Source organism: Amycolatopsis sp. NPDC049159 (assembly GCF_040648295.1).
Taxonomy (GTDB): Bacteria; Actinomycetota; Actinomycetes; order Mycobacteriales; family Pseudonocardiaceae; genus Amycolatopsis; species Amycolatopsis pretoriensis_A.
Genome location: NZ_JBEZDL010000012.1, coordinates 1 through 21,022 on the forward strand (window position 1 = coordinate 1; position 21,022 = coordinate 21,022).

At 70.3% G+C, this 21,022-nt stretch carries 22 protein-coding genes and 1 tRNA gene; 13 read left to right on the forward strand and 10 right to left on the reverse strand.

Going from position 1 to position 21,022, the window contains the following annotated elements; genetic code table 11:
- Positions 1-147: 147 nt before the first annotated feature.
- The 3 genes from AB0B33_RS22425 (at position 148) to AB0B33_RS22435 (ending at position 2,886) form a co-directional block, all read left to right on the forward strand.
- Entirely contained in the window at positions 148-756 is a 609-nt protein-coding gene (locus AB0B33_RS22425) for a DUF1345 domain-containing protein (protein WP_247025398.1), read from the forward strand.
- An 80-nt stretch (positions 757-836) separates the two neighbouring features.
- Positions 837-1,727, forward strand: coding sequence for a response regulator transcription factor (locus AB0B33_RS22430; RefSeq protein WP_360774843.1), 891 nt, complete (start codon positions 837-839; stop codon positions 1,725-1,727).
- 142 nt (positions 1,728-1,869) lie between these two features.
- Complete coding sequence (locus AB0B33_RS22435; protein WP_360774846.1) at positions 1,870-2,886, forward strand: histidine kinase; 1,017 nt, start codon at positions 1,870-1,872, stop codon at positions 2,884-2,886.
- A 32-nt stretch (positions 2,887-2,918) separates the two neighbouring features.
- Here AB0B33_RS22435 and AB0B33_RS22440 read toward each other — a convergent pair whose 3' ends face one another.
- The 4 genes from AB0B33_RS22440 to AB0B33_RS22455 form a co-directional block, all read right to left on the reverse strand.
- Positions 2,919-3,629 carry a G1 family glutamic endopeptidase gene (locus AB0B33_RS22440; RefSeq protein WP_360774849.1) on the reverse strand — a complete coding sequence of 237 codons (711 nt, stop codon included), beginning with the start codon at positions 3,627-3,629 and terminating at the stop codon, positions 2,919-2,921.
- Between the two features lie 191 nt (positions 3,630-3,820).
- Entirely contained in the window at positions 3,821-4,876 is a 1,056-nt protein-coding gene (locus AB0B33_RS22445; protein WP_360774851.1) for an ABC transporter substrate-binding protein, read from the reverse strand.
- 1 nt (position 4,877) lies between these two features.
- A complete protein-coding gene (locus AB0B33_RS22450) occupies positions 4,878-5,765 on the reverse strand; it encodes an ABC transporter permease (RefSeq protein WP_360774854.1) in 888 nt (295 codons plus the stop codon).
- Positions 5,755-6,561 (reverse strand): ABC transporter ATP-binding protein, encoded by an 807-nt coding sequence (locus AB0B33_RS22455; RefSeq protein ID WP_247015784.1) that lies wholly within the window; start codon positions 6,559-6,561, stop codon positions 5,755-5,757. The genes AB0B33_RS22450 and AB0B33_RS22455 overlap by 11 nt, the downstream gene beginning before the upstream one ends.
- 191 nt (positions 6,562-6,752) lie before the next feature.
- On the opposite strand from AB0B33_RS22455, the gene AB0B33_RS22460 reads away from it, so the two are divergent.
- Positions 6,753-8,330: a sensor histidine kinase gene (locus AB0B33_RS22460; RefSeq protein ID WP_247025400.1), complete on the forward strand. Its 1,578-nt coding sequence runs from the start codon at positions 6,753-6,755 to the stop codon at positions 8,328-8,330.
- Positions 8,327-8,986: a response regulator gene (locus tag AB0B33_RS22465; protein WP_247015786.1), complete on the forward strand. Its 660-nt coding sequence runs from the start codon at positions 8,327-8,329 to the stop codon at positions 8,984-8,986. The genes AB0B33_RS22460 and AB0B33_RS22465 overlap by 4 nt, the downstream gene beginning before the upstream one ends.
- A 1-nt stretch (position 8,987) precedes the next feature.
- On the opposite strand, the gene AB0B33_RS22470 is transcribed toward AB0B33_RS22465, so the two are convergent.
- Both AB0B33_RS22470 and AB0B33_RS22475 read right to left on the reverse strand, forming a co-directional pair.
- Positions 8,988-9,608 carry a hypothetical protein gene (locus AB0B33_RS22470; RefSeq protein WP_360774858.1) on the reverse strand — a complete coding sequence of 207 codons (621 nt, stop codon included), beginning with the start codon at positions 9,606-9,608 and terminating at the stop codon, positions 8,988-8,990.
- Positions 9,609-9,699: 91 nt separating this feature from the next.
- Positions 9,700-10,515 (reverse strand): SDR family NAD(P)-dependent oxidoreductase, encoded by an 816-nt coding sequence (locus AB0B33_RS22475; protein WP_360774861.1) that lies wholly within the window; start codon positions 10,513-10,515, stop codon positions 9,700-9,702.
- A 129-nt stretch (positions 10,516-10,644) separates the two neighbouring features.
- Between AB0B33_RS22475 and AB0B33_RS22480 the strand changes: the two genes are divergently transcribed.
- Positions 10,645-11,442 (forward strand): trypsin-like serine protease, encoded by a 798-nt coding sequence (locus AB0B33_RS22480; RefSeq protein ID WP_360774864.1) that lies wholly within the window; start codon positions 10,645-10,647, stop codon positions 11,440-11,442.
- Between the two features lie 7 nt (positions 11,443-11,449).
- Positions 11,450-11,674 carry an RNA-binding S4 domain-containing protein gene (locus tag AB0B33_RS22485; RefSeq protein WP_360774867.1) on the forward strand — a complete coding sequence of 75 codons (225 nt, stop codon included), beginning with the start codon at positions 11,450-11,452 and terminating at the stop codon, positions 11,672-11,674.
- 46 nt (positions 11,675-11,720) lie between these two features.
- On the opposite strand, the gene AB0B33_RS22490 is transcribed toward AB0B33_RS22485, so the two are convergent.
- On the reverse strand, positions 11,721-12,656 hold the full coding sequence (locus tag AB0B33_RS22490) for an Ldh family oxidoreductase (RefSeq protein ID WP_360774870.1): 936 nt from the start codon (positions 12,654-12,656) through the stop codon (positions 11,721-11,723).
- A 102-nt stretch (positions 12,657-12,758) separates the two neighbouring features.
- Here AB0B33_RS22490 and AB0B33_RS22495 point away from each other — a divergent pair, with 102 nt between their 5' ends.
- From AB0B33_RS22495 to AB0B33_RS22505, 3 genes are all read left to right on the forward strand, one after another.
- Complete coding sequence (locus AB0B33_RS22495; protein ID WP_247015799.1) at positions 12,759-13,040, forward strand: DUF2277 domain-containing protein; 282 nt, start codon at positions 12,759-12,761, stop codon at positions 13,038-13,040.
- A gap of 23 nt (positions 13,041-13,063) precedes the next feature.
- Positions 13,064-13,903, forward strand: coding sequence for a patatin-like phospholipase family protein (locus AB0B33_RS22500; RefSeq protein ID WP_360774874.1), 840 nt, complete (start codon positions 13,064-13,066; stop codon positions 13,901-13,903).
- A gap of 108 nt (positions 13,904-14,011) precedes the next feature.
- Positions 14,012-14,098 (forward strand) — tRNA-Ser (locus tag AB0B33_RS22505).
- Positions 14,099-14,133: 35 nt separating this feature from the next.
- Here the strand turns inward: AB0B33_RS22505 and AB0B33_RS22510 are convergent.
- The gene (locus AB0B33_RS22510) at positions 14,134-14,607 is read right to left on the reverse strand and encodes a MarR family transcriptional regulator (RefSeq protein WP_360774877.1); all 474 of its coding nucleotides are present in this window, start codon (positions 14,605-14,607) and stop codon (positions 14,134-14,136) included.
- 508 nt (positions 14,608-15,115) lie between these two features.
- On the opposite strand from AB0B33_RS22510, the gene AB0B33_RS22515 reads away from it, so the two are divergent.
- Positions 15,116-16,054 (forward strand): neutral zinc metallopeptidase, encoded by a 939-nt coding sequence (locus AB0B33_RS22515; protein ID WP_247015805.1) that lies wholly within the window; start codon positions 15,116-15,118, stop codon positions 16,052-16,054.
- 49 nt (positions 16,055-16,103) lie between these two features.
- Here the strand turns inward: AB0B33_RS22515 and AB0B33_RS22520 are convergent, their stop codons facing one another.
- Positions 16,104-17,645, reverse strand: coding sequence for a M28 family metallopeptidase (locus tag AB0B33_RS22520; RefSeq protein ID WP_360774881.1), 1,542 nt, complete (start codon positions 17,643-17,645; stop codon positions 16,104-16,106).
- A gap of 82 nt (positions 17,646-17,727) precedes the next feature.
- Between AB0B33_RS22520 and AB0B33_RS22525 the strand changes: the two genes are divergently transcribed.
- The gene (locus AB0B33_RS22525; RefSeq protein WP_360774884.1) at positions 17,728-18,705 is read left to right on the forward strand and encodes an NAD(P)H-quinone oxidoreductase; all 978 of its coding nucleotides are present in this window, start codon (positions 17,728-17,730) and stop codon (positions 18,703-18,705) included.
- Here the strand turns inward: AB0B33_RS22525 and AB0B33_RS22530 are convergent.
- Positions 18,702-19,901, reverse strand: a complete 1,200-nt coding sequence (locus AB0B33_RS22530) for a cysteine desulfurase-like protein (protein ID WP_247015811.1) — start codon at positions 19,899-19,901, stop codon at positions 18,702-18,704. The genes AB0B33_RS22525 and AB0B33_RS22530 overlap by 4 nt on opposite strands.
- A 134-nt stretch (positions 19,902-20,035) precedes the next feature.
- Here AB0B33_RS22530 and AB0B33_RS22535 point away from each other — a divergent pair, with 134 nt between their 5' ends.
- The gene (locus AB0B33_RS22535) at positions 20,036-20,593 is read left to right on the forward strand and encodes a bacterial proteasome activator family protein (protein ID WP_247015813.1); all 558 of its coding nucleotides are present in this window, start codon (positions 20,036-20,038) and stop codon (positions 20,591-20,593) included.
- The last annotated feature ends 429 nt before the right edge of the window (positions 20,594-21,022 follow it).

The window sequence follows — 21,022 nt, forward strand, 5'->3', positions numbered from 1 at the left end:
CCCTAGGCCTCACTTTCACGTGAAAGTGCCGACCTGGGGGCGTCACTTTCACGTGAAAGTGCGGGGAAGGCCTAGCGTGAGCCGGTGACAGAAGAGGCACTTCCCGCGTGGCGCCGGCGGACGTCCGGCGAGACCCGCTGGCCCGCGATGGGCGTCGTCGTGGCCACGCTCGTGCTGCAGGTCGCCCTGCCCGACGACATGGCGCTGCACCCGCAGTGGCTGCTGCCCGCCGTGTCCGCGCTGCTCGTGGTGGCGCTGCTGCTGGTCAACCCGGGCCGGATGTCGCAGTTCAGCGCGGTCGAGCGGGTCATCTCGCTGCTGCTGGTCGCCGCCGTGACGGCGGTGAACGCCGGCTCCGCGGTGACCCTCGTCTACCGCATCGCGGCCGGCACGATCGGCGACCACGCCGGCGCCGTGCTGGTCACCGGCGGCATCGTCTACTGGACGAACATCGTCGCCTTCTCCCTCTGGTACTGGGAGTTCGACCGCGGCGGCCCGGGCCGGCGGGCCGCAGGCCGGGCGGAGTTCCCCGACCTGCAGTTCCCGCAGATGGCCGACCCGGACCTGGCGCACCAGGACTGGGAACCGTCCTATTTGGACTACCTGTACTTCTCGTTCACCAACGCGGCCGCCTTCAGCCCGACGGACGTCATGCCGCTGCGCATCTGGGCGAAGCTGACGATGATGCTGCAGGCGGTCATCTCGCTGATCCTCGCGGTGATGGTGGTCGCGTGGGCGATCAACAACCTGAAGTAGCTGTCCACTTCCTGACAATTGACCGCCACCCGAACCTCGGCGAACCTTGAACCTTGAACCTGGGACCGACCGAGGGACGCATGACCGAGCAGAACGACGACGTGGTCAACCAGGTGGAGGGCGACCTCGCGACCGCCGTTCAGATGGGTGACGTAGGGGGGCACGTCTACGTCAACTCGCAGGTGTTCACCGGCGGTGAGGCGACGTCGAGTCCGAGGCCGGGCCGGCTGACCGTCCTGGCGGTGGACGACGAAGCTCCCGCGCTGGAAGAGATCGTCCACCTGCTGCGCTTGCACCCGCGGGTCGGCAAGGTCGACGGGGTCTCGGACGCACTCACCGCAACGCGGTACATCCACGAGGTCCTGCGTCAGAAAGAACCGCTGGACGCGGTGTTCCTGGACATCGAGATGCCTGGCCTGAACGGCCTCGACCTGGCCCGGATGATCTCCCGGTTCGCCGTGCCGCCCGGGCTGGTGTTCGTCACCGCGTGGGACGAACACGCGCTGGAGGCCTTCGAGCTCGAAGCCGTCGACTACCTGCTCAAACCGGTACGCACGGACCGCCTCGCCGACACCGTGCGTAAGCTGCTCGACCGCGCATCGCCGCACGAGAGAGAACCACCTGTGGATCCGCTGATCCCCGTGGAACGCGCCGGCGTCGAAGCGTTCCTCCGGCTCTCCGATGTGTGCCTGGCCGAGCTCGACGGCGACCACGCCCGGCTCACCACCGCCGAAGGCGAGTTCTCGGTGCGGGTTCCGGTTTCGGTGCTGACCGCTGACTGGGCCGCGGCCGGGTTCGTCCGGGTCGACGAGCGACACTGGGTGGCCGCCGAGCACGTCGAAAACGTACGGTTGACCGACCACGGGATGACCGTCCAAGCCGCGGGCCGCGGTTTGGACGTCAGCCCCGAGTACCTCCGTGAGGCGCGCAACGCACTGGTCCGTTCGCGACGGCGGCCGGAATTCCACTGACGTGCCGGACTTCGCGGGAGTCGCGGCATTCTTCTGGCTCGTGACGGCTCTCTGCCTGCTACGCAACTGGCAGGCCTCGGCCGCTCGGTACCGCCGCGCCGTTCCCGAACCTGTCCAGCAGCAGATCTTCGCTGTTCTCGCGGTGATCCGAGAATTCCGCCGCGGCCTAGACGCCGAAAACGCCGCCCGGCTGCGCATGCTGCTGGACGTGCCCGCCGTGGTCGTCGTCGGTTCAGCAGGTGCCGTCGACTGGGACGGCGAGGTGGCCCGCGAGCACATCGACGGCGCCCCGGCGCTCGCCGCGAAGGCACTGGCGACCGGGGTGGCAAAGCCGGATTCCCAGGCGGTCTTCTGCGACGAACAGTCCTGTCCGGTGCGATACGCGATGACCCTGCCGCTGAAGGTGAACGACGAAACCCGGGCGGCCCTGATCATTTACTCGGCGAACCGGTCTGCTGACCGGAACGAAGTGTTGCGAGCGGTGGCGGGCTGGATCTCCGACCAGCTGAGCATCGGCGAATGGGAGCGGTCCGAAGCCCCTGAACACGAACTGCCCCCGTTCCCGCTCCCAAGCCCGACCCCGGCGATGTTCGTTTCGCAGTCGCTCGCCGCTGTGGGAGCGCTGACGACGACGGACCCCGAGCGGACGGCCGACCTGCTGCGCGAGTTCGCCGACTTCCTGCGCTACCGGTCCCGGCTGTACGGGGAGTTCACGGAGCTGGCCGAGGAAGTGCGGTGCGTCGACCAGTACCTCGTCTTGGCGCGCATCCAGCTCGGCGACCAGCTGACCGCGGTGATGGACATCGACCCCGACGTACTGCCGCTCAAGGTGCCGTTCCTCTGCCTGCAGCCGCTGGTCGAGCGGGCCGTGGAGCACGCGCCTGGCCCGCGAGTGACGATCGTCGTCGCGGACGCCGATATGGACATCGTGCTCAGTGTCGAGCACGAAGATCCCCGGCTGGACTACGAAGACGTCCCGCGGTTCGACGCGGAGCGACCGTGGTGGGAGACGCGCCGGATCGGCGGCTACCTGGGTGTCTCGGACTTGCCTGCGCTGCGACGGCGGCTCGGGCGCCTCTACGGGGATGGCTACGCGATCGAAGTGGACGTAAGAGCCGAGGTGAGCACAAAGGTCACCGTGCGGCTACCGAAGACCTGACGCCCCCGGTGGTCCCGGGGGCGTCACGACCCTCAGTGGCGCGAGATCGTGAAGCTCTGCCCGTCCGAGCCGATCGCGCCCGGGATCCACGTGTTCGTGCCGCGGTCGTCGGCGTTCAGCGCGGACGGGCTGGTCGAGGCCAGGTTCGTGCCGTTGAACTTGACGCCGGTGAACTTGATGCCGCCGGAGATCGTCGGGTAGGAGTCGGTCGGGGACTCGATGATCGCCTCCGCCGAGGCGTGCTTCGACGTCAGGGACTTCGTCGTCGTCTTGGTCCAGCCCTTGGTCGTGTCGGACAGGTCCAGGCGGTAGGTGTTGGTGGCCGTGCGGGTCACCGTCGCGGTGATGTGGTCGCCCGCGCCGACCGACACGTTGTAGTACACCGGGGCCGCCGGGTACATCTCGTACCAGGCCGAATACACCGGGTGCCCGCTGGAGCAGTCCGTCTCGACGCCGGTCTGTTCCACTGTGGACGATCCGTCGCCGTCGATGCCGACCCAGGGCGCGAAGAGGTCGTTGCTCGACCGGCACGTCACGGTCGGCTCGGTCCAGCTCGCCGTCGCCGTGGTGAAGCTGCCGAAGCTGACGTAGCCGCCCCAGTTGCCGCCGGAGAACTGGTGGCCGTGGAAGTGCGAACCGTACTCGACCGCGGCGTGCGCGGTGCCGGAGACGGCGAGGCCGGCAGCGGCGGCCGCGACCGCGGCGAGAACTCGGACAGCGCGCGACGAAAGGATTCTGGACATGCGGGGACTCCGTTCACCGATGGGGACCGGGAAAACCGTTCCCCAAGTGTTGGAGCCGCACGAAAAAGAAGGTAGCTACTTTCGCATGGTCTTCCCATTGCCCGAAAAAGACCCGTAAAGGCCTCCGCGGGGGAAAGAGGCCTTTACGGGTCGATATCGCTCACCAACCGCCCGGTCAGGTGAGCGGGCTCCTACTGCTGTGCCGCCGCGTGCGCGGCGTCCACGAACTTCGTCGTGTACGTCTGCGAAAGGTCGATCTTGTCCTTCTTCGGCTTGACGTTGCTCGACGACTCGCCCAGCACCTTCAGCACGTTCTGCGCGCCCGCGGGGTCCATCCGGCCGTCCTTCGTGAACATCGGCAAGCTGTCTTTGAGCGACTTCACGTACAGCGCCTTGTCCCCGCCGGCGAACGACGGCGGCATGGTTTCGGCGACTTGTTCCGGTGTGTGCGTCGAAATCCACTTCAGGGTCTCGACGTACGCGTTGGCCAGTTTCTGCACGATGTCCGGATAGCGCTTCACGATTTCACAGCCCATGTACAGCGAACTCGCCGGGTACAAACCACCCAAAGCGGCTTTCGTGCCTTCGACCGTGCGCATCTCGTAGAGCACCTTGGCCTGACCGGTGTTCGTCAGCTGCGCGATCGTCGGGTCGGTGGTCATGCCGGCGTCGATCGAACCCTGGTTCATCGCCGAGATGAACGTCTGCCCGGCGCCGACCTTGACCGGCGTGTAGTCCTTCGAGCTGACGCCGCCGCGCGCGGCCAGCGCCTTCGTCAGGAAGTCCGTCGACGAGCCCAGCGACGTGACGCCGAGGTTGCGGCCCTTGAAGTCCTTGCCGGACTTGATGTCACCCGCCTTGCCGGTCGCGACCATCTCGGCCTCGCCCGGCACGTTCGCGAACTGCACGACGCTCTGGATGCACTGCTCCTTGGCCTGCAGGTCGATCGTGTGGTCGTAGAACCCGACCACCCCCTGCACCTCGCCGGCCAGCAGCGACGTCTCGGCGTTCGCGCCCGAGGGCTGGTCGAACAGCTCGACGTCGAGCCCCTGCCGCTGGTACGCGCCGATCTGCTGGGCGAGCTGACCCGGCAGGTAGATGACCTTCGAGATGCCGCCGATCATGATCTTGATGTGCGGCTGGCCGGTGGTACCGAGAGAGATCTCCCGCGAGTCGCGACACGCCGTGACCCCGGCCAGGGTGACCGTGAGCGCGGCCGCCACGGCAACTGCCCGCTTCAGGCGCATGTCAGACCACCCCGTGCGCGGCATCGGCGGCGGACGGCGGGCGCCAGCGCAGCAGCCTGCCCTCCAGCGAGCTGATACCCCACTCCGCGAGCAGCGCCACCACGGTGATGATCAGCATCCCGGCGTACACGCCGGCCGTGTCGAACGTGCCCTGCGCGTTGGCGATCAGGAAGCCCATGCCGGCCTTCGCGCCGGTGTACTCACCGACGACCGCGCCGATCAGCGCGAACCCGAAGGCGACGTGCAGCGACGACAGGATCCACGACGTCGCGCTCGGCAGCACGATCGACTTGAGCACCTGACCGCGCGTCGCGCCGAGGATGCGGGCGTTGTCGATCAGGTTGCGGTCCACCTCACGGGCGCCGGTGAAGGCGTTGAAGAACACCGCGAAGAACACGAGCACGACGACAGTCGCGACCTTCGACGACAGGCCGAGCCCGAACCAGATCACGAACAACGCGGCGAGCACGATGCGCGGCAACGCGTTGGCGGCCTTGATGAACGGCGCCAGCACCTGCGCGAGGTAGGAGCTGCGGCCGAGGATCACGCCGAACACGACACCGAAGATGGCGCCGATGACGAAGCCGATCGCGGCCTCCTCGACGGTCACCAGGATCTGGTACCAGATCGAGCCGAAGTCGGTGCCCGCCGAGAACCACTCGACCAGCCGTTCCCAGATCTTCGACGGCTTCGAGTAGAAGAACGGGTCGATCCAGTACGTGGCGGTCAGCTCCCAGCTGCCCAGCCAGACGACGACGATCGCCAGGCGCAGCAGCCAGATGTTGCGCTTGCGCTTCGCCGACGCCTGCTTGGCGCGGGCGAGGATGTCCTGCTCGGTCTCGAGTACCGGGAGGGGCGCGGACGGGGCCGCGGGGGTCTCAAGCGACATTGCTCGCTCCCTTCTCACGGGCCTTGTCGACCTCGCTGCGCAGTGATTCCCAGATGTCGGCGTAGAGCTTGCGGAACTCTTCGGTGAGCCGCAGCTCCTCGACCTTCCGCGGCCGCTCCAGCGGGATTTCGAAGACGTCCTTCACGGTGGCCGGCGACGTCGTCAGCACGACGACCTTGTCCGCCAGCGCGATGGCCTCGTCGAGGTCGTGCGTCACGAAGATCACCGCGGCCCCCGAACCCGACCACAGGCGCAGCAGCTCGTCCTGCATCAGCGCCCGCGTCTGCACGTCCAGCGCCGAGAACGGCTCGTCCATCAGCAGGATCTTCGGCTTGGTGACCAGCGTCTGGGCCAGCGCGACGCGCTTGCGCATGCCGCCGGAAAGCTGGTGCGGGTAGTACTTCTCGAAGCCCGCGAGCCCGACGCGGGCGATCCAGTCGACGGCCTGCGCCCGGGCCTCCGCCTTCGGCGCACCGCGGAAGCGCGGGCCGGAAGCGACGTTCTCCAGCACCGACCGCCACGGCATCACGGCGTCGGTCTGGAACATGTAGCCGACCCCGTCCGGGATCGACTTCACGTCCTCGCCGTTCACCCGCACCCGGCCGGCGGACGGCGGCTGCAGCCCGGAGACCAGCGAGAGCGTCGTCGACTTGCCGCAGCCCGTCGGGCCGACCACGGCGACGAACTCGCCGGGCTGCACGGTCATGGTCAGATCGCGGACGGCCGTGTGCACGGACCCGGACCCGCTCGGGAACCGTTTCGTGGCTCCGGTGAGTTCGATCAGTGGGGGAACCATGGGGAGGTGACTCCTTCGTCACGTGGTGGGGCTCACGTTGGGAAGGGACGTTAAGCAGCCGTTGCTTCGAGGTGAAGCTTGTCGACGTTCTCCGCGCGTGCTGCGCGTTCTGAATGTTTTGCTCGTTTAGCGCACTGCCGTGACCTGGGGGTATGTTCCCAGCCATGCCAAAGTGGGCGCTCTTCCCGCGGATGCGGTTCAGCAGGCAGGTGCTGCTGCTGCAGATCGGCGTGGTGCTCCTCGTCGTCGGGATCGGCGTCGCGCTGGTCAGCGTGCTCCTCTCGCGCACGCTGACCGAGCAGTACAGCGAGCGAGCGCTGGCCATCGCGAAGTCGGTGGCGGTGGATCCGGTCGTCGTGGCCGACACCGCGGCGAAGATCCCCGGTGGCGCACTCCAGGAACGCGCGCTGGCCGTGCGGGAGCGGACCGACGCGTTGTTCGTCGTGATCACCGACGACAACAGCATCCGGCTGGCGCACCCGACGCCGAGCGAGATCGGGAGGCGGGTGAGCACCCCCGCCGACCGGGCGCTCGCGGGGTTCGACGACGTCAACACCGTGGCGAGCGGAACCCTCGGACTGTCCGTCCGCAGCAAAACCCCCATCCGGCAAGGGCAACGCGTGGTCGGCGAGGTCAGCGTCGGCTTCGACGTGGCCGATCCGACCGGCGACTTCAACAAGCTCCTCGCGATCACGCTCGTGTTCGCCGGCGGCGCGCTGCTGCTCGGCGCGGGCGCGTCCGCGCTGCTCAACCGGCGCCTGCGGCGCGTCACGCACGGGCTCGAACCGCACGAACTCACCGAGCTGCTCTACGAACGCGAAGCCGTGCTGCACGGGATCGGCGAAGGCGTGCTCGCCGTCGACGAGGCGAACCGCGTCTCGGTGCGCAACGACGAGGCCGAACGCCTGCTCGGCACCGAGCTCCCGATCGGCGCGGCGCTGGCGGAACTCGAGCTCAGCCCGCGCGTGCACAAGGCCGTCGCCGAAGGGCTGCCGGTCGACAACCTCCTGGCGGTGGCCGGGAACCGGGTGCTCGTCATCAACAGCCGGGCGGTGCGGCTCGACGAGCGGGACATCGGCACGGTGCTGACCTTCCGCGACCGCACCGACCTCGACGCGCTCACCCGCGAGCTCGACGGCATCCGCGCGCTGTCCGACGGCCTGCGCGCCCAGCGGCACGAGTTCGCGAACCGGCTGCACACGCTCTACGGGCTGCTCCAGCTCGGCCACCACACCGAGGCCGTCGAATACCTGCAGACGCTGACGAATTCGCCGTCGGCCCGGCCGAGCGAGCTGGGTGACGCCGTCGCCGACCCGTACCTGCAGGCGCTGCTGGTCGCGAAAACCGAGCAGGCGCAGGAAAAGGGCCTCACGCTCAAGCTCGCCGACGACACCTGGGTGCCCACGGCGGTGACCGACCCGATCGCCGCGAACACCGTGATCGGCAACCTCGTCGACAACGCGCTGCACGCCGCCCGGATGGGCCCGCGCCGGCCGGCGACGGTGGAGATCAGCCTGCTGGCCGAAGGCGGCACGCTGCACGTGTCCGTTGTGGACAGTGGCCCCGGCGTGCCTGCCGACCTGCGGCGCACGTTGTTCGACGAAGGCGTCTCGACGAAGATCGCGCCCGGCCACGGACTCGGCCTCGCGCTGGCCCGGCAGGCCGCGCGCGCCCACGGCGGCGACGTCTGGCTGGCCGACCCCGGCGCGGGCGAGTCGGGTGCCCTGTTCGTCGCCAAGCTGCCCGGAACGCTGACGGAGGACAGATGATCCGCACGCTCATCGTCGACGACGACTTCCGGGTCGCCGGCGTGCACGCCGGGTTCGTCGAAGAGGTCGACGGCTTCGCGGTCGTCGGCACCGCGCACACCGCCGCCGAAGCGCGCGCCCGCGTCCGCGAGCTCTCGCCGGACCTCGTCCTGCTCGACGTCTACCTGCCCGACGAGTCCGGCCTCGCCGTGCTCCCGGAGCTGCAGACGGACACGATCGTGCTGTCCGCGGCGACCGACAGCGCGTCGGTGGCCGCGGCGATCCGGGCCGGGGCGCTGAACTACCTGATCAAGCCGTTCACCACCCGCCAGCTCGCGGAACGGCTGACGTCCTACGCGCGCTTCCGCGGCCTGCTCGCCGAGGACCGGTCCTTCGCGCAGGACGACGTCGACCGCGCGTACCGGGTGCTGCACGACCAGGACCGGACGTCCGCGCCGAAGGGCCAGTCGACGGCGACGTCCCGGCTGGTTTCGGAGCAGCTGCGGCGGGCGGGCCGTCCGCTGTCGGCCGCGGAAGTCGCCGGCGAGCTGGGGATGGCGCGGGCGACGGCGCAGCGGTACCTGACCGCGCTGGCGGAGTCGGGAACGGTCCAGATGCGGCTGCGCTACGGCGCCACCGGGCGCCCGGAGCACGAGTACCGCTGGAGCGGCGCCTGAGTCAGCGACGGGTCGTCATGTCGAAGCGGTACTGCTGAGCCATGCTCTCCGCCACGCCGACCCAGGACTGGACCAGGTTGGCCGTCGGCGTCGGCGAAGGCAGGTCGACGCGGGCTTCGTCCTCTTCCGGCGCGGACTTCTTCGGCTGCGGTTTCGCCTGCGCCTGAACGCGTTTCCGGTCGGGCTTGGCCGGCGCCGGCACGAAGACCGTCTTCGGGGCCGGGGTGGCCACCGGCGCCTGCGGGGCCTGCGGCTGCGGCTGCGGCGCGGGCGCTTCGGCGACGGCCGGGCGCGGGTCGAGCTGGGCCACGTCGGCCGGGTTCGGACCGAACAGGCCACCGGAAAGCATCCCGCCGCCCAGCCAGCCGACGGCGACGAGCAGCACCGCGGCGCCGCTGCCCAGCCACGTGCGGGCGCGGCGCCGGATCACCACGGACTTCGGCCGCAGGTCCTGGTCGCACACCGGCGGCCGGGTGTAGATCGGCTCGCTCGCGGTGACGTCGTCGTCGGTGCGGCGGCGCCGGGGCAGGCTCGCCGCGACGATTCCGGTGCGGTCCAGCAGTTCGACGGCGGTGCGGTCGCTGGACGGACGGGTCGCACTGCGCGGTGCGGTGCGAAGCATCGGGACCTCCGGTGCGGGGGGCTCGCGGACCCCACGCATTCTGGACCATTTCGGACGACGCTGTCAGAAACGCAACCCCAATGAGTGAACGTCATTCCATCTGCTTCAAGCCCAGCCGCGCCAGCACCGCCAGGGGACGCTGGTACGCCGAGCCGAGGACGCGCGGGATGGCGTCGATGACGTAGGCGTCCGGTCCGATGAGGATCCGCGCGGACTTCCGTTCCACGCCGCGGAGGATGGTCTCCGCCGCCTTCTCCGGGGTGGTGTGGGCGATCCGCTCGAAGCCCCGCGCGGCCTTTTCCTGGTCGCCGGCGTCGCTGCGCGCGTTGCGCACGATGTTGGTCTTGATCCCGCCGGGGTGCACGCAGCTGACCGCGACCGGGTGCCGCGCGATCAGCATTTCTTCGCGCAGGGCTTCGGTGAACCCGCGGACCGCGAACTTCGCCGCGTTGTACGCGCTCTGCGTCGGCACGCCGACGAACCCGAACACGCTGGAAACGTTGACGACGTGCCCCTCGCCGGAAGCGATCAGGTGCGGCAGGAACGCCTTCGTGCCGTTCACGACACCGCCGAGGTTGACGCCCATCAGCCAGTCGTAGTCCTCGAAGGACATTTCCTCGACGGTCGCGCCGAGCGCCACACCCGCGTTGTTCACGATGACGTTCGCCCCGCCGAAGTCGCTGACGACCTCTTCGGCGTGGGCGAGCACGGCGGCCCGGTCGGCGACGTCGAGGGTGTACGCGCGGGCGTTGTCGCCGGCCAGCTTCGCCGTCTCGGCCACGTTGCCGGCGTTGACGTCGGAAAGCGCGAGGCGCGCGCCTCGGCGGGAGAACTCCAGCGCCAGCGCACGGCCGATCCCCGAGCCCGCTCCGGTGATCACCACGACCTTGTCCCCGAACCGCTTCATGGTCCCTCCCTGGGTGTTACTCGTGAGTTACGGATACTAGCGGCTGTGAGGTTGCTGTGGGTGCGCTGATTGTGTCGGTGCGACGCCTTATGGTGATCTGGTCGGAGCGCCGGGACGAGACAGGAGGCGATGCGGGTGCGGCGGACGGCCGTCTTGCTCAGCGTGGCCGCGATCCTGCTGCTCGGCGCGGCGTTCGTGATCTTCGTGGACCACCAGCCGCGGTCCGCGGACGCCACGACGTCCGGCACCGTCGAGGCCGCGCCGGCGTCGACGCCCGACCTGCCCGCGGTGTCGAGCCCCGCGGTCGGCGCGCTGTTCGTCGAGGGCATGCACTACTGCACCGCGAGCGTCGTGCACAGCGACCAGGGCGACGTGCTGCTGACCGCGGCCCACTGCATCCACGACGGCGAGGGCGGCGGCTACCTCACCGGCGTCACGTTCGCGCCCGGCTACCACGACGGCGTCGCGCCGTTCGGCTTCTGGACGGTGGCCGACGAGCTCGTCGCGAGGGGGTGGAGCGAGTCGTCGGACCCGGACCTCGACGTCGGCTTCGCGACCGCGCACCAGGCGGGCGCGACGCGGACGCTGGAAAGCCTGGTCGGCGCCAACACCCTCGCCACCGGCACCGGATTCGAGCACGCCATCACGCTCACCGGCTACCCGGACGACACCGAGGTGCCCGCCGTCTGCCAGAACACCACCAGCCAGCAGGACACCTACCAGCTGAAGGTGGCCTGCGCGGGCTTCCCCACCGGCACCAGCGGCGGCCCGTGGGTCACCGCCCAGGACCCGAAGACCCGGCTCGGCACGGTCATCGGCGTCATCGGCGGGTTCGAGTACGGCGGCGACGACCCCGACACGTCGTATTCGAGCTACTTCGACACGGACGTCCAGGCCCTCTACCGGCAGACGACCGCCCGGGCATGATGCGGGTATGAGCGATCCCGTCGACGTACCCATCACCGGAGAACCGATCCGGCTCGGCCAGTTCCTCAAGCTGGCCGGCCTCGCCGAGGACGGCTCGCACGCCAAGGACCTGATCGACGCCGAAGAGGTCACGGTCAACGGCGAGGTGGAGACCCGCCGCGGCCGCCAGCTGACCGATGGCGACGTCGTGGCGGTGGGCCCGGCCCGCGGCAAGGTCATCCTGGTCCACTGAGCCCCCCGGGCGCCCCGAGGCGGCTGACGCATCGGGGCGCCCGGGGTCAGCCGACGCTGGTGAGGGGCGGGAGGCCGAGCGAAGCGGCGAGGGCGTCCAGCTCGCGGCGGACCGGACCGGCGAGCGGGACGCCGAGCGCGCGGCACTGCTCCAGGTGCTGGGCCTCGCGCCAGCCCGGGTAGCGGATCGGCGCGCCGCCGTCCCAGCCGAGCATGCTGCCGAACAACGCGCTCGCCGCGCGGTAGAAGCCGTCCGCGCTGCGCAGGGTCGTCGGCGCGATGGCCATGACCAGCAGGCCGGTGTCGTGCTCGTGGTCGGCGACGCCGGAGAGCACCCCGGCGAGCACCTCGACCAGCAGCGTCAGCCCGGCTGCTTCGGAACCAGGCTTGTCCATGTCGAAGACGAATTCGGGGTACGCCCCGCCCGGCGCGGCCATGCCGAGCGGGTTCATCGGCTGGTCCGGCTCGCCGCCCGCGGCGAGCACCAGCCCGATCATCGCGTGCGGCAGCGCCCGCGCGGCGTGGTGCCCGGCCCGGCCGAACGGCCCGATCCCGCGCAGTGAAACCAGTCCGACGCCGAAGCGCCCGGCCCGGGTGACCGCGCGGTCCATCGCGTCGCCGACGGCCCAGAGCCCGGACGCGCGGCGGTAGTCGATCAGCGCGGCGGCCCCGCGGTCGGCGATCATCAGCGGCTGGGCGTGCGGCACGACCAGCCCGTTTTCCAGCAGCGGCAGGTGGACGCGGGTCAGGTCGGCGACGCCGGTGTCCGGCGAGCCGGTCAGGTCGCCGTGGCAGAGGGCCTCGGCCGCGATGCGCGCTCGCGCTTCGGGGAAACCGTGGGCGGCGAAGACGTGCGCCACGAGGGTGACCAGCTCGTCGGCCCGCACGCGGGGCCACGCCTGTTCCGGGATCGGGGTTTCCGGCCGCTCGGCTTCGAGGACCGGGGGTTCGGGGCGGGCGGAGCGGAAGGGTCTGAGGGGCACTGCTCCGACCTTGCCCAAACGGCGGTTCGGGCGTCAACGACGTGGGCCCAGGCCTAACCGACCGTGTGATCGAAGCGCCCGAAGAGTCGTACCCTGAGCGGCATGTGCCGAAACATCACCACCCTCCGGGGGCTCCAGCCGGCCGCGACCGGCGAGGAGATCGAGGCCGCGGCCCGCCAGTACGTCCGCAAGGTGACCGGCGTGCAGTCGCTTTCGGACGCCACGCGCGAGCCGTTCGAAGCCGCGGTCGCCGAGATCACCGCGATCACCACGCGCCTGCTGGAGCAGCTGCCCGAACGCCGTCAGCCGCCGGCGACCGTGCCGCCGCTGCGCCGTCCCGAAGTCCAGGCGCGGATCGCCGCGAAAGCCTTGCGACAGCCCTGATCCGGCGCCGATAGGGTGTCGGCATGGGTGGACAGGCTTTGGTGCTGGGTGGCGGCGGGGTCGCCGGGATCGCGTGGACGACGGGGGTGCTGGCGGGGCTCGCCGAGCACGGGCAGGACCTCACGGGGGCCGACCTGATCGTCGGGACGTCGGCGGGTTCGGCGGTCGCCGCGCAGGTGACCAGCGGGCTGCCGCTGGCCGAGCTGTTCGCCCGCCAGGCCGATCCGGCGCGCCAGACCCCGGAGATCCCGGCCGACATCGACTTCGAGAAGTTCGCCGCCGACTTCGGCGGCGCCGTCACCGGCTCGACGGACCCGGCCGAAATCCGGCGCGCGGTCGGGCGGCTGGCCCTGTCGGCCGAAACGGTGCCGGAGGCGGACCGCCGCACGGTGATCGAGGCGCGGCTGCCGTCGCACGAGTGGCCGGAACAGCGCCTGGTGATCGTGGCGGTGGACGCGGAAACCGGCGAACCCCGCCGCTTCGACCGCGCGTCCGGCGTCTCCCTGGTCGACGCGGTGGCGGCGAGCTGCGCGGTCCCGGGCGTCTGGCCCGCGGTGACGATCGACGGCCGCCGCTACGTCGACGGCGGCGTCCGGTCCGCCGAGAACGCCGACTACGCGACGGGCCACACGCGCGTCACGGTCGTTTCGCCGCTGGGCGTGGACGCCCCGCTGCCGATGGAGAAACCGCTGCTCACGGTGCTCGACGACCTGCGCGCGGCGGGCGCGGAGGTCACGCTGATCACCCCGGACGAGGCCTCGATCGCGGCGATCGGCGAGAACCCGCTGGACCCGGCGACGCGGACCCCGGCCGCCGAAGCGGGCCGTGCCCAAGGCGCGTCGCTCACGCTGAACTGGACCTAGTCGAGGAAGCCCAGCACCACGAGCCCCGTCACCAGCATCCCCAATTCAAGCGCCGGCGCGGTTGCCCCGGCGGGCCGGGTGACTCCGTCGGCTACCCTCGTGGGCAGGGGTAGCGTGTCCGAGCGGCCGAAGGAACATGTCTTGAAAACATGCGAGGGGGCAACCTCTCCGTGGGTTCGAATCCCACCGCTACCGCACTGAGCGAACCCGGGCGCCGGCCGCGCCCGGGTTCAGCTTCCGGTTTCCGAGAGGTGCTCCAGCACGCGCTCGAACGCCCCCGCGATCGTCGCCTGCTCGTGCGGGCTCAGCAGGTCGATCAAGTGCTCGCGGACGCCTTCCACGTGCGTCGGCGCGGCCGTCTTCAGCAGGGCCATGCCGTCCTCGGTCAGCTCCGTGATGACGCCGCGCTTGTCCTCGGGGTCGCGGGCCCGGCGGACCAGGCCGATGTCCTCGAGCCGGCCGACCTGGTGGGAGAGCCTGCTCTTCGTCGACCCCATCACCGACGCCAGTTCGGACATGCGCATCCGGTGCCCGGCCTGGGTTTCGAGGCAGACGAGCACCTCGTAGTCGGTCAGCGACACCTCGTGGCGCTCGGTCAGTTCGCGGTGCAGGCGCTGCCGCAACCGCAGTGTCGCGACGATGTAGGAGCGCCACGCCGCCATCTCGGCATCGTCCAACCACCGCACAGGTCGCTCCTCGGTCATAAGGCAGCGTAGAACGCTGATCAAGCGACCGCGCGGTCCGAGTCCGATCCGTCGGCCGGTGAACACACCACTGAAACATCGCCCGAAGGTGGGGTTACGAAAAGGTTGAGACTCGGCCCGGAAAGGCGCATTCTGCTTGTCGGCGGACGGTTGGCCAGGTATGCGGCACGGCGACGGCGACGTGCCGGCCCGGTGCCCCGCCAGGAGAGGTCAGGTGGTTGCGTGACGGGTGATCCTCGCGGTTGACCGCTTGTTGCGTCCCCGCGATCGGAACGGAGTTCCACCGGGCCGGTCGCGATTGCGAGCAGCACGAGCGCGGGCTTCTACGGTGCGTTCAGCATTCGGCGTCGATCGGGCCTGTTTCCGGTCACGGCCTCGGAAGTCGTGACGGCAGCGCCTGAACGCCGGCCCGGATGCGGCCAACCGCTCGACGAACAGAAATCTCGGTACAACGCCCGGGTGCGGCCGTCAGCGCGACGACCGCGCCCGGGCTCGTTAATATCTGCGGGTGAGGTTCGACGACGACGCTGGCTTGGACGCTTCCGAAGTCCAGGACCTGCGCGGTAGCGGCGGTGGTGGCGGCGGCGGGATCGGCGGCCGGGTGGCGCTGGGCGGTGGCGGGCTCGGCGTGGTGGGCCTGATCATCTACTTCGTGCTCTCCCAGCTCGGCGGGGTCAGCCTCGGCGGCGGCAGCGGGAGCGGCTTGAGCGGCGGGCTCGGCAGCGTCGGGTCCGGCCAGCAGGTCGACAACACGAAGCTGTCCAGCGAGTGCAAGACGGGCGCGGACGCGAACAAGAACCACGATTGCGCCATCGTCGCGATCGTCAACTCCGTCCAGGACTACTGGACGCAGCAGTTCGCGCGTTCCGGCTCGACCTACCAGAAGGCGCCCACCAAGTTCTTCAACGGCGGCGTGCGCACCGGCTGCGGCAGCGCCACCTCCGACACCGGCCCGTTCTACTGCCCGGCCGACTCCGACGTCTACATCGACCTGTCGTTCTTCGACGAGCTCAAGACGCGCTTCGGCGCGCAGGGCGGCCTCTTCACCGAGGCGTACGTGCTGGCCCACGAGTACGGCCACCACGTGCAGAACCTGCTCGGGACGTCGAAGAAGGGCACCGGCACCGGCCCGACGTCCGGTTCGGTGCGGCTCGAGCTGCAGGCCGACTGCTACGCCGGCGTCTGGGCCAACCACGCCTCGACGACGCCGACCGAGAGCGGCAAGCCGCTGATCACCGACGTCACCCAGGACGACGTCGCCTCCGCGCTGGACACCGCGTCCCGCATCGGCGACGACTACATCCAGGAGAAGCTCGGCGGCGGCCAGGTCGACCGCTCGAAGTTCACCCACGGCACGTCGGCGCAGCGCAAGAAGTGGTTCACCACCGGCTTCCAGACCGGCGAACCCGCCCGCTGCGACACGTTCGGCACCAACAACCTGGGCTAGGACACGACGAAGGGGCCGTCCCGCGCTGGGACGGCCCCTTCGTCGTGTCTTACGCGGTCAGCGCGTGCGGGTCGCCGGCGACGGCGCGGGCGGAGAAGTTCCGCTGCGCACCGCGGTCGGCGGCCTTCTGCTTGGCCGTCTTGCTCTTGCCCGGCTGCACGCCGTTGATGCTCTCGGTGCTCGTCGCGTAGACGCCGAGGGCCCAGGCGAGGCCGTCCGCGTTGCGGTCCAGCGCGACCCGGTCGATGTTGCCCAGGTTGTCGCACGCCTGGTGGTAGCACGGGTCGAACGCGATGCCGGCCGTGCCGCCCCACTTCGCCGCCTGCGCCGGGGTCTTCAGCACCTCGGCGCCGGTGTCCAGGCCGCCGGCCGGGATGCCGACGGCGATGAACTCGCCGTAGTCCGAGCGGCCGGTGAAGTCGGTGCCCTCGAGGGACACGCCCCGCGCGGCCTGCATGAAGTCGACGAAGGTCTTCTCGATCTGCGCCGAGCCGTACGGGCCGGCACCCGCGCCGACGCCGTCGGAGTTGTCACCGTCGTAGGCGAAGTAGCCGGCGTTCGGCGAGCCGATCATGTCGAAGTTCAGGTACAGCGCGATGTCCAGCTGCTGCTCGAACGTCAGCTGGTCGACGTAGTAGGTCGAGCCGATCAGGCCGAACTCCTCCGCGCTCCAGAAGCCGAAGCGGACGCCGTTGCTGACCTTCGGGCTGCTCCCCAGCTGCAGCGCCGTCTCGAGCAGGGCCGCCGAGCCGGAGCCGTTGTCGTTGATGCCCGGGCCGGCCGGGACGCTGTCGAGGTGCGACCCCAGCATCACGACGTTGTCCTTGCGGCCGGTCTTGGTCTCGGCGATGACGTTGTAGCTGGTCCGCGCCTCCTGGAAGGCCCGCAGCTCCAGGGTCACCGGCTGCCCGGCGAGCGTCGCCAGCTGCGCGCCCGCGGCGGCCGTCACGCCCCCAGTCGGGATCTTCGCGTTCTCCGGGCCACCGAGCGTCCCGTTCAGGGCGCCGTCGGTGTTGTTGTAGACGATCGCGCCGATCGCGCCCGCCGCGGCGGCGGTCTGCTGCTTCTGCGCGAACGAGCAGCCACCGCGCTTGATCAGCGCGATCTTGCCCGCGACGTCGGCGGGGTAGTCGGTGGCCTCGCAGCCGCTGGTGTCGTCGACCGCGATCACGGCGAGCGGCGCGGTGATGCCGCCGACGGGCGTCGAGACGGTGTACTCCATGGCGATGACCGGGACGTCGGCGCCGCCCGCGGTCAGCTTCTCGGCCAGGGTCTCCGAGTAGGTGAACGGGAACTCCTGGCGGGTCACCTGGAAGCCGGCCGCCTCGAGCTTGGTGGCGATGTACTCGGCGGACTTCTTGTGGCCGTCGGTGCTCGCCGCCCGCGTGCCGCCGTTGGTGTCGGCGATGCGCTGAAGGGCGATCAGGTGCCGGTTGACACCGTTGACGTCGACCTTCTTGACGAGCTGCTTGGCGAGAGCGGGACCTTCGGGGACCGTGTTCGCGGCGGCGGCCGGGGTGAGGCCGAGCACCAGTGTCGCGCCGGCGGCCAGGGCCATCGGCGGGACGAATCTCTTTCGGAAGAGTGACATGGTTGCTCACCTTTGTTCCGAATGAGTAGTACGTCAATGCGTCATTCGGCGGGAAGTTCGGCGACCGGTATACAGTCGACACATGTACGCGATCACCATCCGTGAACCAGGTGACCCGGACGTTCTCGAGTGGGCGGAGGTCGCGGACCCGCGTCCCGGCCCCGGCGAGGTGCTGCTGGACGTGGCCGCGAGCGCGGTGAACCGCGCCGACCTGCTGCAGCGCCAGGGCCACTACCCGCCGCCGCCCGGCGCCAGCGAAACCCTCGGCCTCGAGTGCTCGGGCACGATCGCGGAACTAGGCGAAGGCGTGACCGGCTGGAACGTCGGCGACGAGGTCTGCGCCCTGCTCTCCGGGGGCGGTTACGCGGAGAAGGCCGTCGTCCCGGCGGGGCAGCTGCTGCCGGTGCCGGGCGAGATCGACCTGCTCACCGCGGCCGCGTTGCCCGAGGTGGCCTGCACGGTGTGGGCGAACGTCGTCATACACGCGAAGCTCCGCGAGGGCGAAACGTTCCTGGTCCACGGCGGCGCCGGCGGCATCGGCACGCACGCCATCCAGGTCGGCAAGGCGCTGGGCGCGACCGTCGCCGTCACCGCGGGTTCGGCCGAGCGGCTCGAGCGCTGCCGCCAGCTCGGCGCCGACATCACGATCAACTACAAGGAAGACGACTTCGTCGAGGTGCTCCACAAGGAGACCGGCGGCGCGGACGTCATCCTCGACAACATGGGCGCGTCCTACCTCAAGCGCAACGTCGACGCGCTGGCCGCCGACGGCCGCCTGGTGGTCATCGGCATGCAGGGCGGGGTCAAGGGCGAGCTGAACGTCGGCACGCTGCTCGGCAAGCGGGCTTCGGTGTTCGCGGCCGGCCTGCGGTTCCGCCCGCTGGACCAGAAGGCGGCGATCGTCGCCGACGTCCGTGAACGGCTGTGGCCGCTGGTTTCCGAGGGTGCGGTGAAGCCGATCGTCGGCCAGGTCGTGCCGATGGCCGAAGCCGCGTCCGCGCACCGCGCCTTGGAAGAGGGCAGCGTGTTCGGGAAGATCCTGCTGGCGGCGAAGTCCTAGCGGAGTTCTTCCAGCACGCGCACGAGCTGGTTGATCTCGAAGACGTTGGAGTAGTGGGCGAGCCCGATCCGCACGGCGCCGCCCACTTCCCCGACGCCGAGTGACGCGAAGACACCGGCCGCGCCGTCGTCGGCGAAGGCGCACAACCCCTGCGAGGCCAGGTACTCGGCGACCTCGGGCGCCTTCTTGCCGGCGACGGCGAAGGCGAGCGCGGGGATGCGGCGCATGGCGTTGCCGATGACCATGATGTGCCGCAGCGAAAGCAGTTCCGTGGACAGCTGGGCGAGCAGCCCGGCGTGGTACGACTTCGCGGAGCCGAGCGAGGTGACCAGCCGTTCGCGGCGCGAGCCGGACGCGGCGTCGTCGAGGCCCGCGAGGTAGTCGATCGACGCGATCAGCCCGGCCAGCAGCGGGTACGCGTGCGGGCCGAGCTCGAGCCGGGCGGCGCCGCGCGCCGTCGGGTCGAGCGAGACGGACGCGATCCGCTCGATCAGTTCGGGGTCGCGGAAGACGAGCGCGCCCACCGACGGGCCGCCCCACGCCTGCGCGGAGACGACCATGACGTCGGCGCCGAGCGCGTTGATGTCCAGCGGCAGGAACGGTGCGGCGTAGGTGGCGTCGACGACGACGAGCGCGCCGACCCGCTTGGCGAACTCGATGATCGTCGGCACGTCCGGCCGCGTCCCGACGGACCCGGACGCGAGCGTGACCGCGACGGCCTTGGTGCGCGCCGACACGAGCTGCTCGTACTGCCACGCGGGGAGTTCGCACGTCTCGATGTCGATCTCGCCCCAGCGCACGACGGCGCCGACGCGCTTCGCGGCGCGCTGCCACGGCGCGAGGTTGGCTTGTTCGTCGAGCCTCGACACGACGACTTCGTCGCCGATCGTCCAGCGCTCGGCGAGCGAGTCGCAGAGCCGGCGCAGCATCACCGGTGCGCTGGGTCCGAGCACGACGGCGGCCGGGTCGGCCCCGACCAGGTCGGCCACGGCCCGGCGGGCCGCGGTCACGATGCTTTCCGCGCGTTGTGAGGCCGGAAACGCTCCGCCCGGCCCCGACACCGGGGCGCGCATCGCCGTGGAAACCGCCGAAGCGACCTGTTCCGGTACCAGCATTCCGGCGGCGCCGTCGAAGTGAATCCAGCCGTCACCCAGCGCGGGAAAGAGCCCACGGATACGAGCGACGTCGAACGCCATGGGGACACCGTACGGACGTGCGGTTTCGCCGTGCGCCCGGGGTTGGGTGGAGAGCCACCGCGAACCCCCGGAGCGGCTACGCTCGGAGACGGACACCCCGCGGGTGTCGCGGAGCGTGTCGAACGCAAGCCAGGATGGAGCACATGACCGAGCCGAACTTCACAGCCGGTGACGCTGACCAGGAATCTTCACCCCACGTGGTGGTCGTGGGCTCGGACGGCTCACCGCTGGAAGGCGCGGAGCACGCCGAGGCCGTGGGCGAGCTCATCGAAGAGCCGGCGAAGGTGATGCGGATCGGCACGATGATCAAGCAGCTCCTCGAGGAGGTCCGCGCGGCCCCGCTGGACGACGCGTCCCGCAACCGGGTGCGCGAGATCCACGAGACGTCGGTGAAGGAACTGGCGGCGTCGCTGGCGCCGGAGCTCCAGGACGAGCTGGAGCGGTTGGTGCGGCCGTTCACGGACGACCAGACGCCTTCGGACGCCGAGCTGCGGATCGCGCAGGCGCAGCTGGTGGGGTGGCTCGAGGGGTTGTTCAGCGGGATACAGACCGCGCTGTTCGCCCAGCAGATGGCGGCCCGGGTACAGCTGGAGCAGATGCGGCGCGGGTTGCCGGCGGGGCCTTCGGCTGCGGGCGGGCCGGGGCACGAGGGTCATGGGCCGGGGATCTCGGGGACCGGTCAGTACCTCTGAGGTTTGTCGCGGGGTTGTCCACAGACCGGAGGGCCTGTGGACAACCCCTGTGGACAACTCGCTCGGAGCCGGTTTTTGTCCGGGGCGCCGATAGACTGGACATGGGCACGCCCCCCTGGGAGGGCGGGGGCTCGGTCGTGGGTTCCTGGGGCGGCCAGCAGCCGCGGGGCTGATCGAGGACCGCAGTCATGGCCGCTGCGCCCGAATGCGGGCAAACCCGGGCGGGGCCGAGGGCGGACAGCGCAGGCGACGTCGTCAATGGGTCATTCGGGACGTCCGGAGCCGTGAATGAGTCATTCGCGGTGGTCGTCACCGGCAGCTACGGGGTTCGGATCGCGTGAACGACTCGTTCAGGTCGTCGGACGAGCTGAACGAGTCGTTCACTTCATCAAGCCGGCCATGAAGAGGTCGCGCCCGAATGCGGCGATC

Bases quoted from the DNA above. Each gene is read 5' to 3' on its own strand.
- AB0B33_RS22430 (WP_360774843.1), top strand. From the start codon at position 837: ATGACCGAGCAGAACGACGACGTGGTCAACCAGGTGGAGGGCGACCTC.
- AB0B33_RS22455 (WP_247015784.1), bottom strand. From the start codon at position 6,561: ATGGTTCCCCCACTGATCGAACTCACCGGAGCCACGAAACGGTTCCCG.
- AB0B33_RS22535 (WP_247015813.1), top strand. From the start codon at position 20,036: ATGGAGCACATGACCGAGCCGAACTTCACAGCCGGTGACGCTGACCAG.
- AB0B33_RS22465 (WP_247015786.1), top strand. From the start codon at position 8,327: ATGATCCGCACGCTCATCGTCGACGACGACTTCCGGGTCGCCGGCGTG.
- AB0B33_RS22475 (WP_360774861.1), bottom strand. From the start codon at position 10,515: ATGAAGCGGTTCGGGGACAAGGTCGTGGTGATCACCGGAGCGGGCTCG.
- AB0B33_RS22500 (WP_360774874.1), top strand. From the start codon at position 13,064: ATGGGTGGACAGGCTTTGGTGCTGGGTGGCGGCGGGGTCGCCGGGATC.
- AB0B33_RS22485 (WP_360774867.1), top strand. From the start codon at position 11,450: ATGAGCGATCCCGTCGACGTACCCATCACCGGAGAACCGATCCGGCTC.
- AB0B33_RS22520 (WP_360774881.1), bottom strand. From the start codon at position 17,645: ATGTCACTCTTCCGAAAGAGATTCGTCCCGCCGATGGCCCTGGCCGCC.
- AB0B33_RS22480 (WP_360774864.1), top strand. From the start codon at position 10,645: ATGCGGGTGCGGCGGACGGCCGTCTTGCTCAGCGTGGCCGCGATCCTG.
- AB0B33_RS22495 (WP_247015799.1), top strand. From the start codon at position 12,759: ATGTGCCGAAACATCACCACCCTCCGGGGGCTCCAGCCGGCCGCGACC.
- AB0B33_RS22440 (WP_360774849.1), bottom strand. From the start codon at position 3,629: ATGTCCAGAATCCTTTCGTCGCGCGCTGTCCGAGTTCTCGCCGCGGTC.
- AB0B33_RS22450 (WP_360774854.1), bottom strand. From the start codon at position 5,765: ATGTCGCTTGAGACCCCCGCGGCCCCGTCCGCGCCCCTCCCGGTACTC.
- AB0B33_RS22525 (WP_360774884.1), top strand. From the start codon at position 17,728: ATGTACGCGATCACCATCCGTGAACCAGGTGACCCGGACGTTCTCGAG.
- AB0B33_RS22460 (WP_247025400.1), top strand. From the start codon at position 6,753: ATGCGGTTCAGCAGGCAGGTGCTGCTGCTGCAGATCGGCGTGGTGCTC.
- AB0B33_RS22445 (WP_360774851.1), bottom strand. From the start codon at position 4,876: ATGCGCCTGAAGCGGGCAGTTGCCGTGGCGGCCGCGCTCACGGTCACC.
- AB0B33_RS22510 (WP_360774877.1), bottom strand. From the start codon at position 14,607: ATGACCGAGGAGCGACCTGTGCGGTGGTTGGACGATGCCGAGATGGCG.
- AB0B33_RS22530 (WP_247015811.1), bottom strand. From the start codon at position 19,901: ATGGCGTTCGACGTCGCTCGTATCCGTGGGCTCTTTCCCGCGCTGGGT.
- AB0B33_RS22425 (WP_247025398.1), top strand. From the start codon at position 148: ATGGGCGTCGTCGTGGCCACGCTCGTGCTGCAGGTCGCCCTGCCCGAC.
- AB0B33_RS22470 (WP_360774858.1), bottom strand. From the start codon at position 9,608: ATGCTTCGCACCGCACCGCGCAGTGCGACCCGTCCGTCCAGCGACCGC.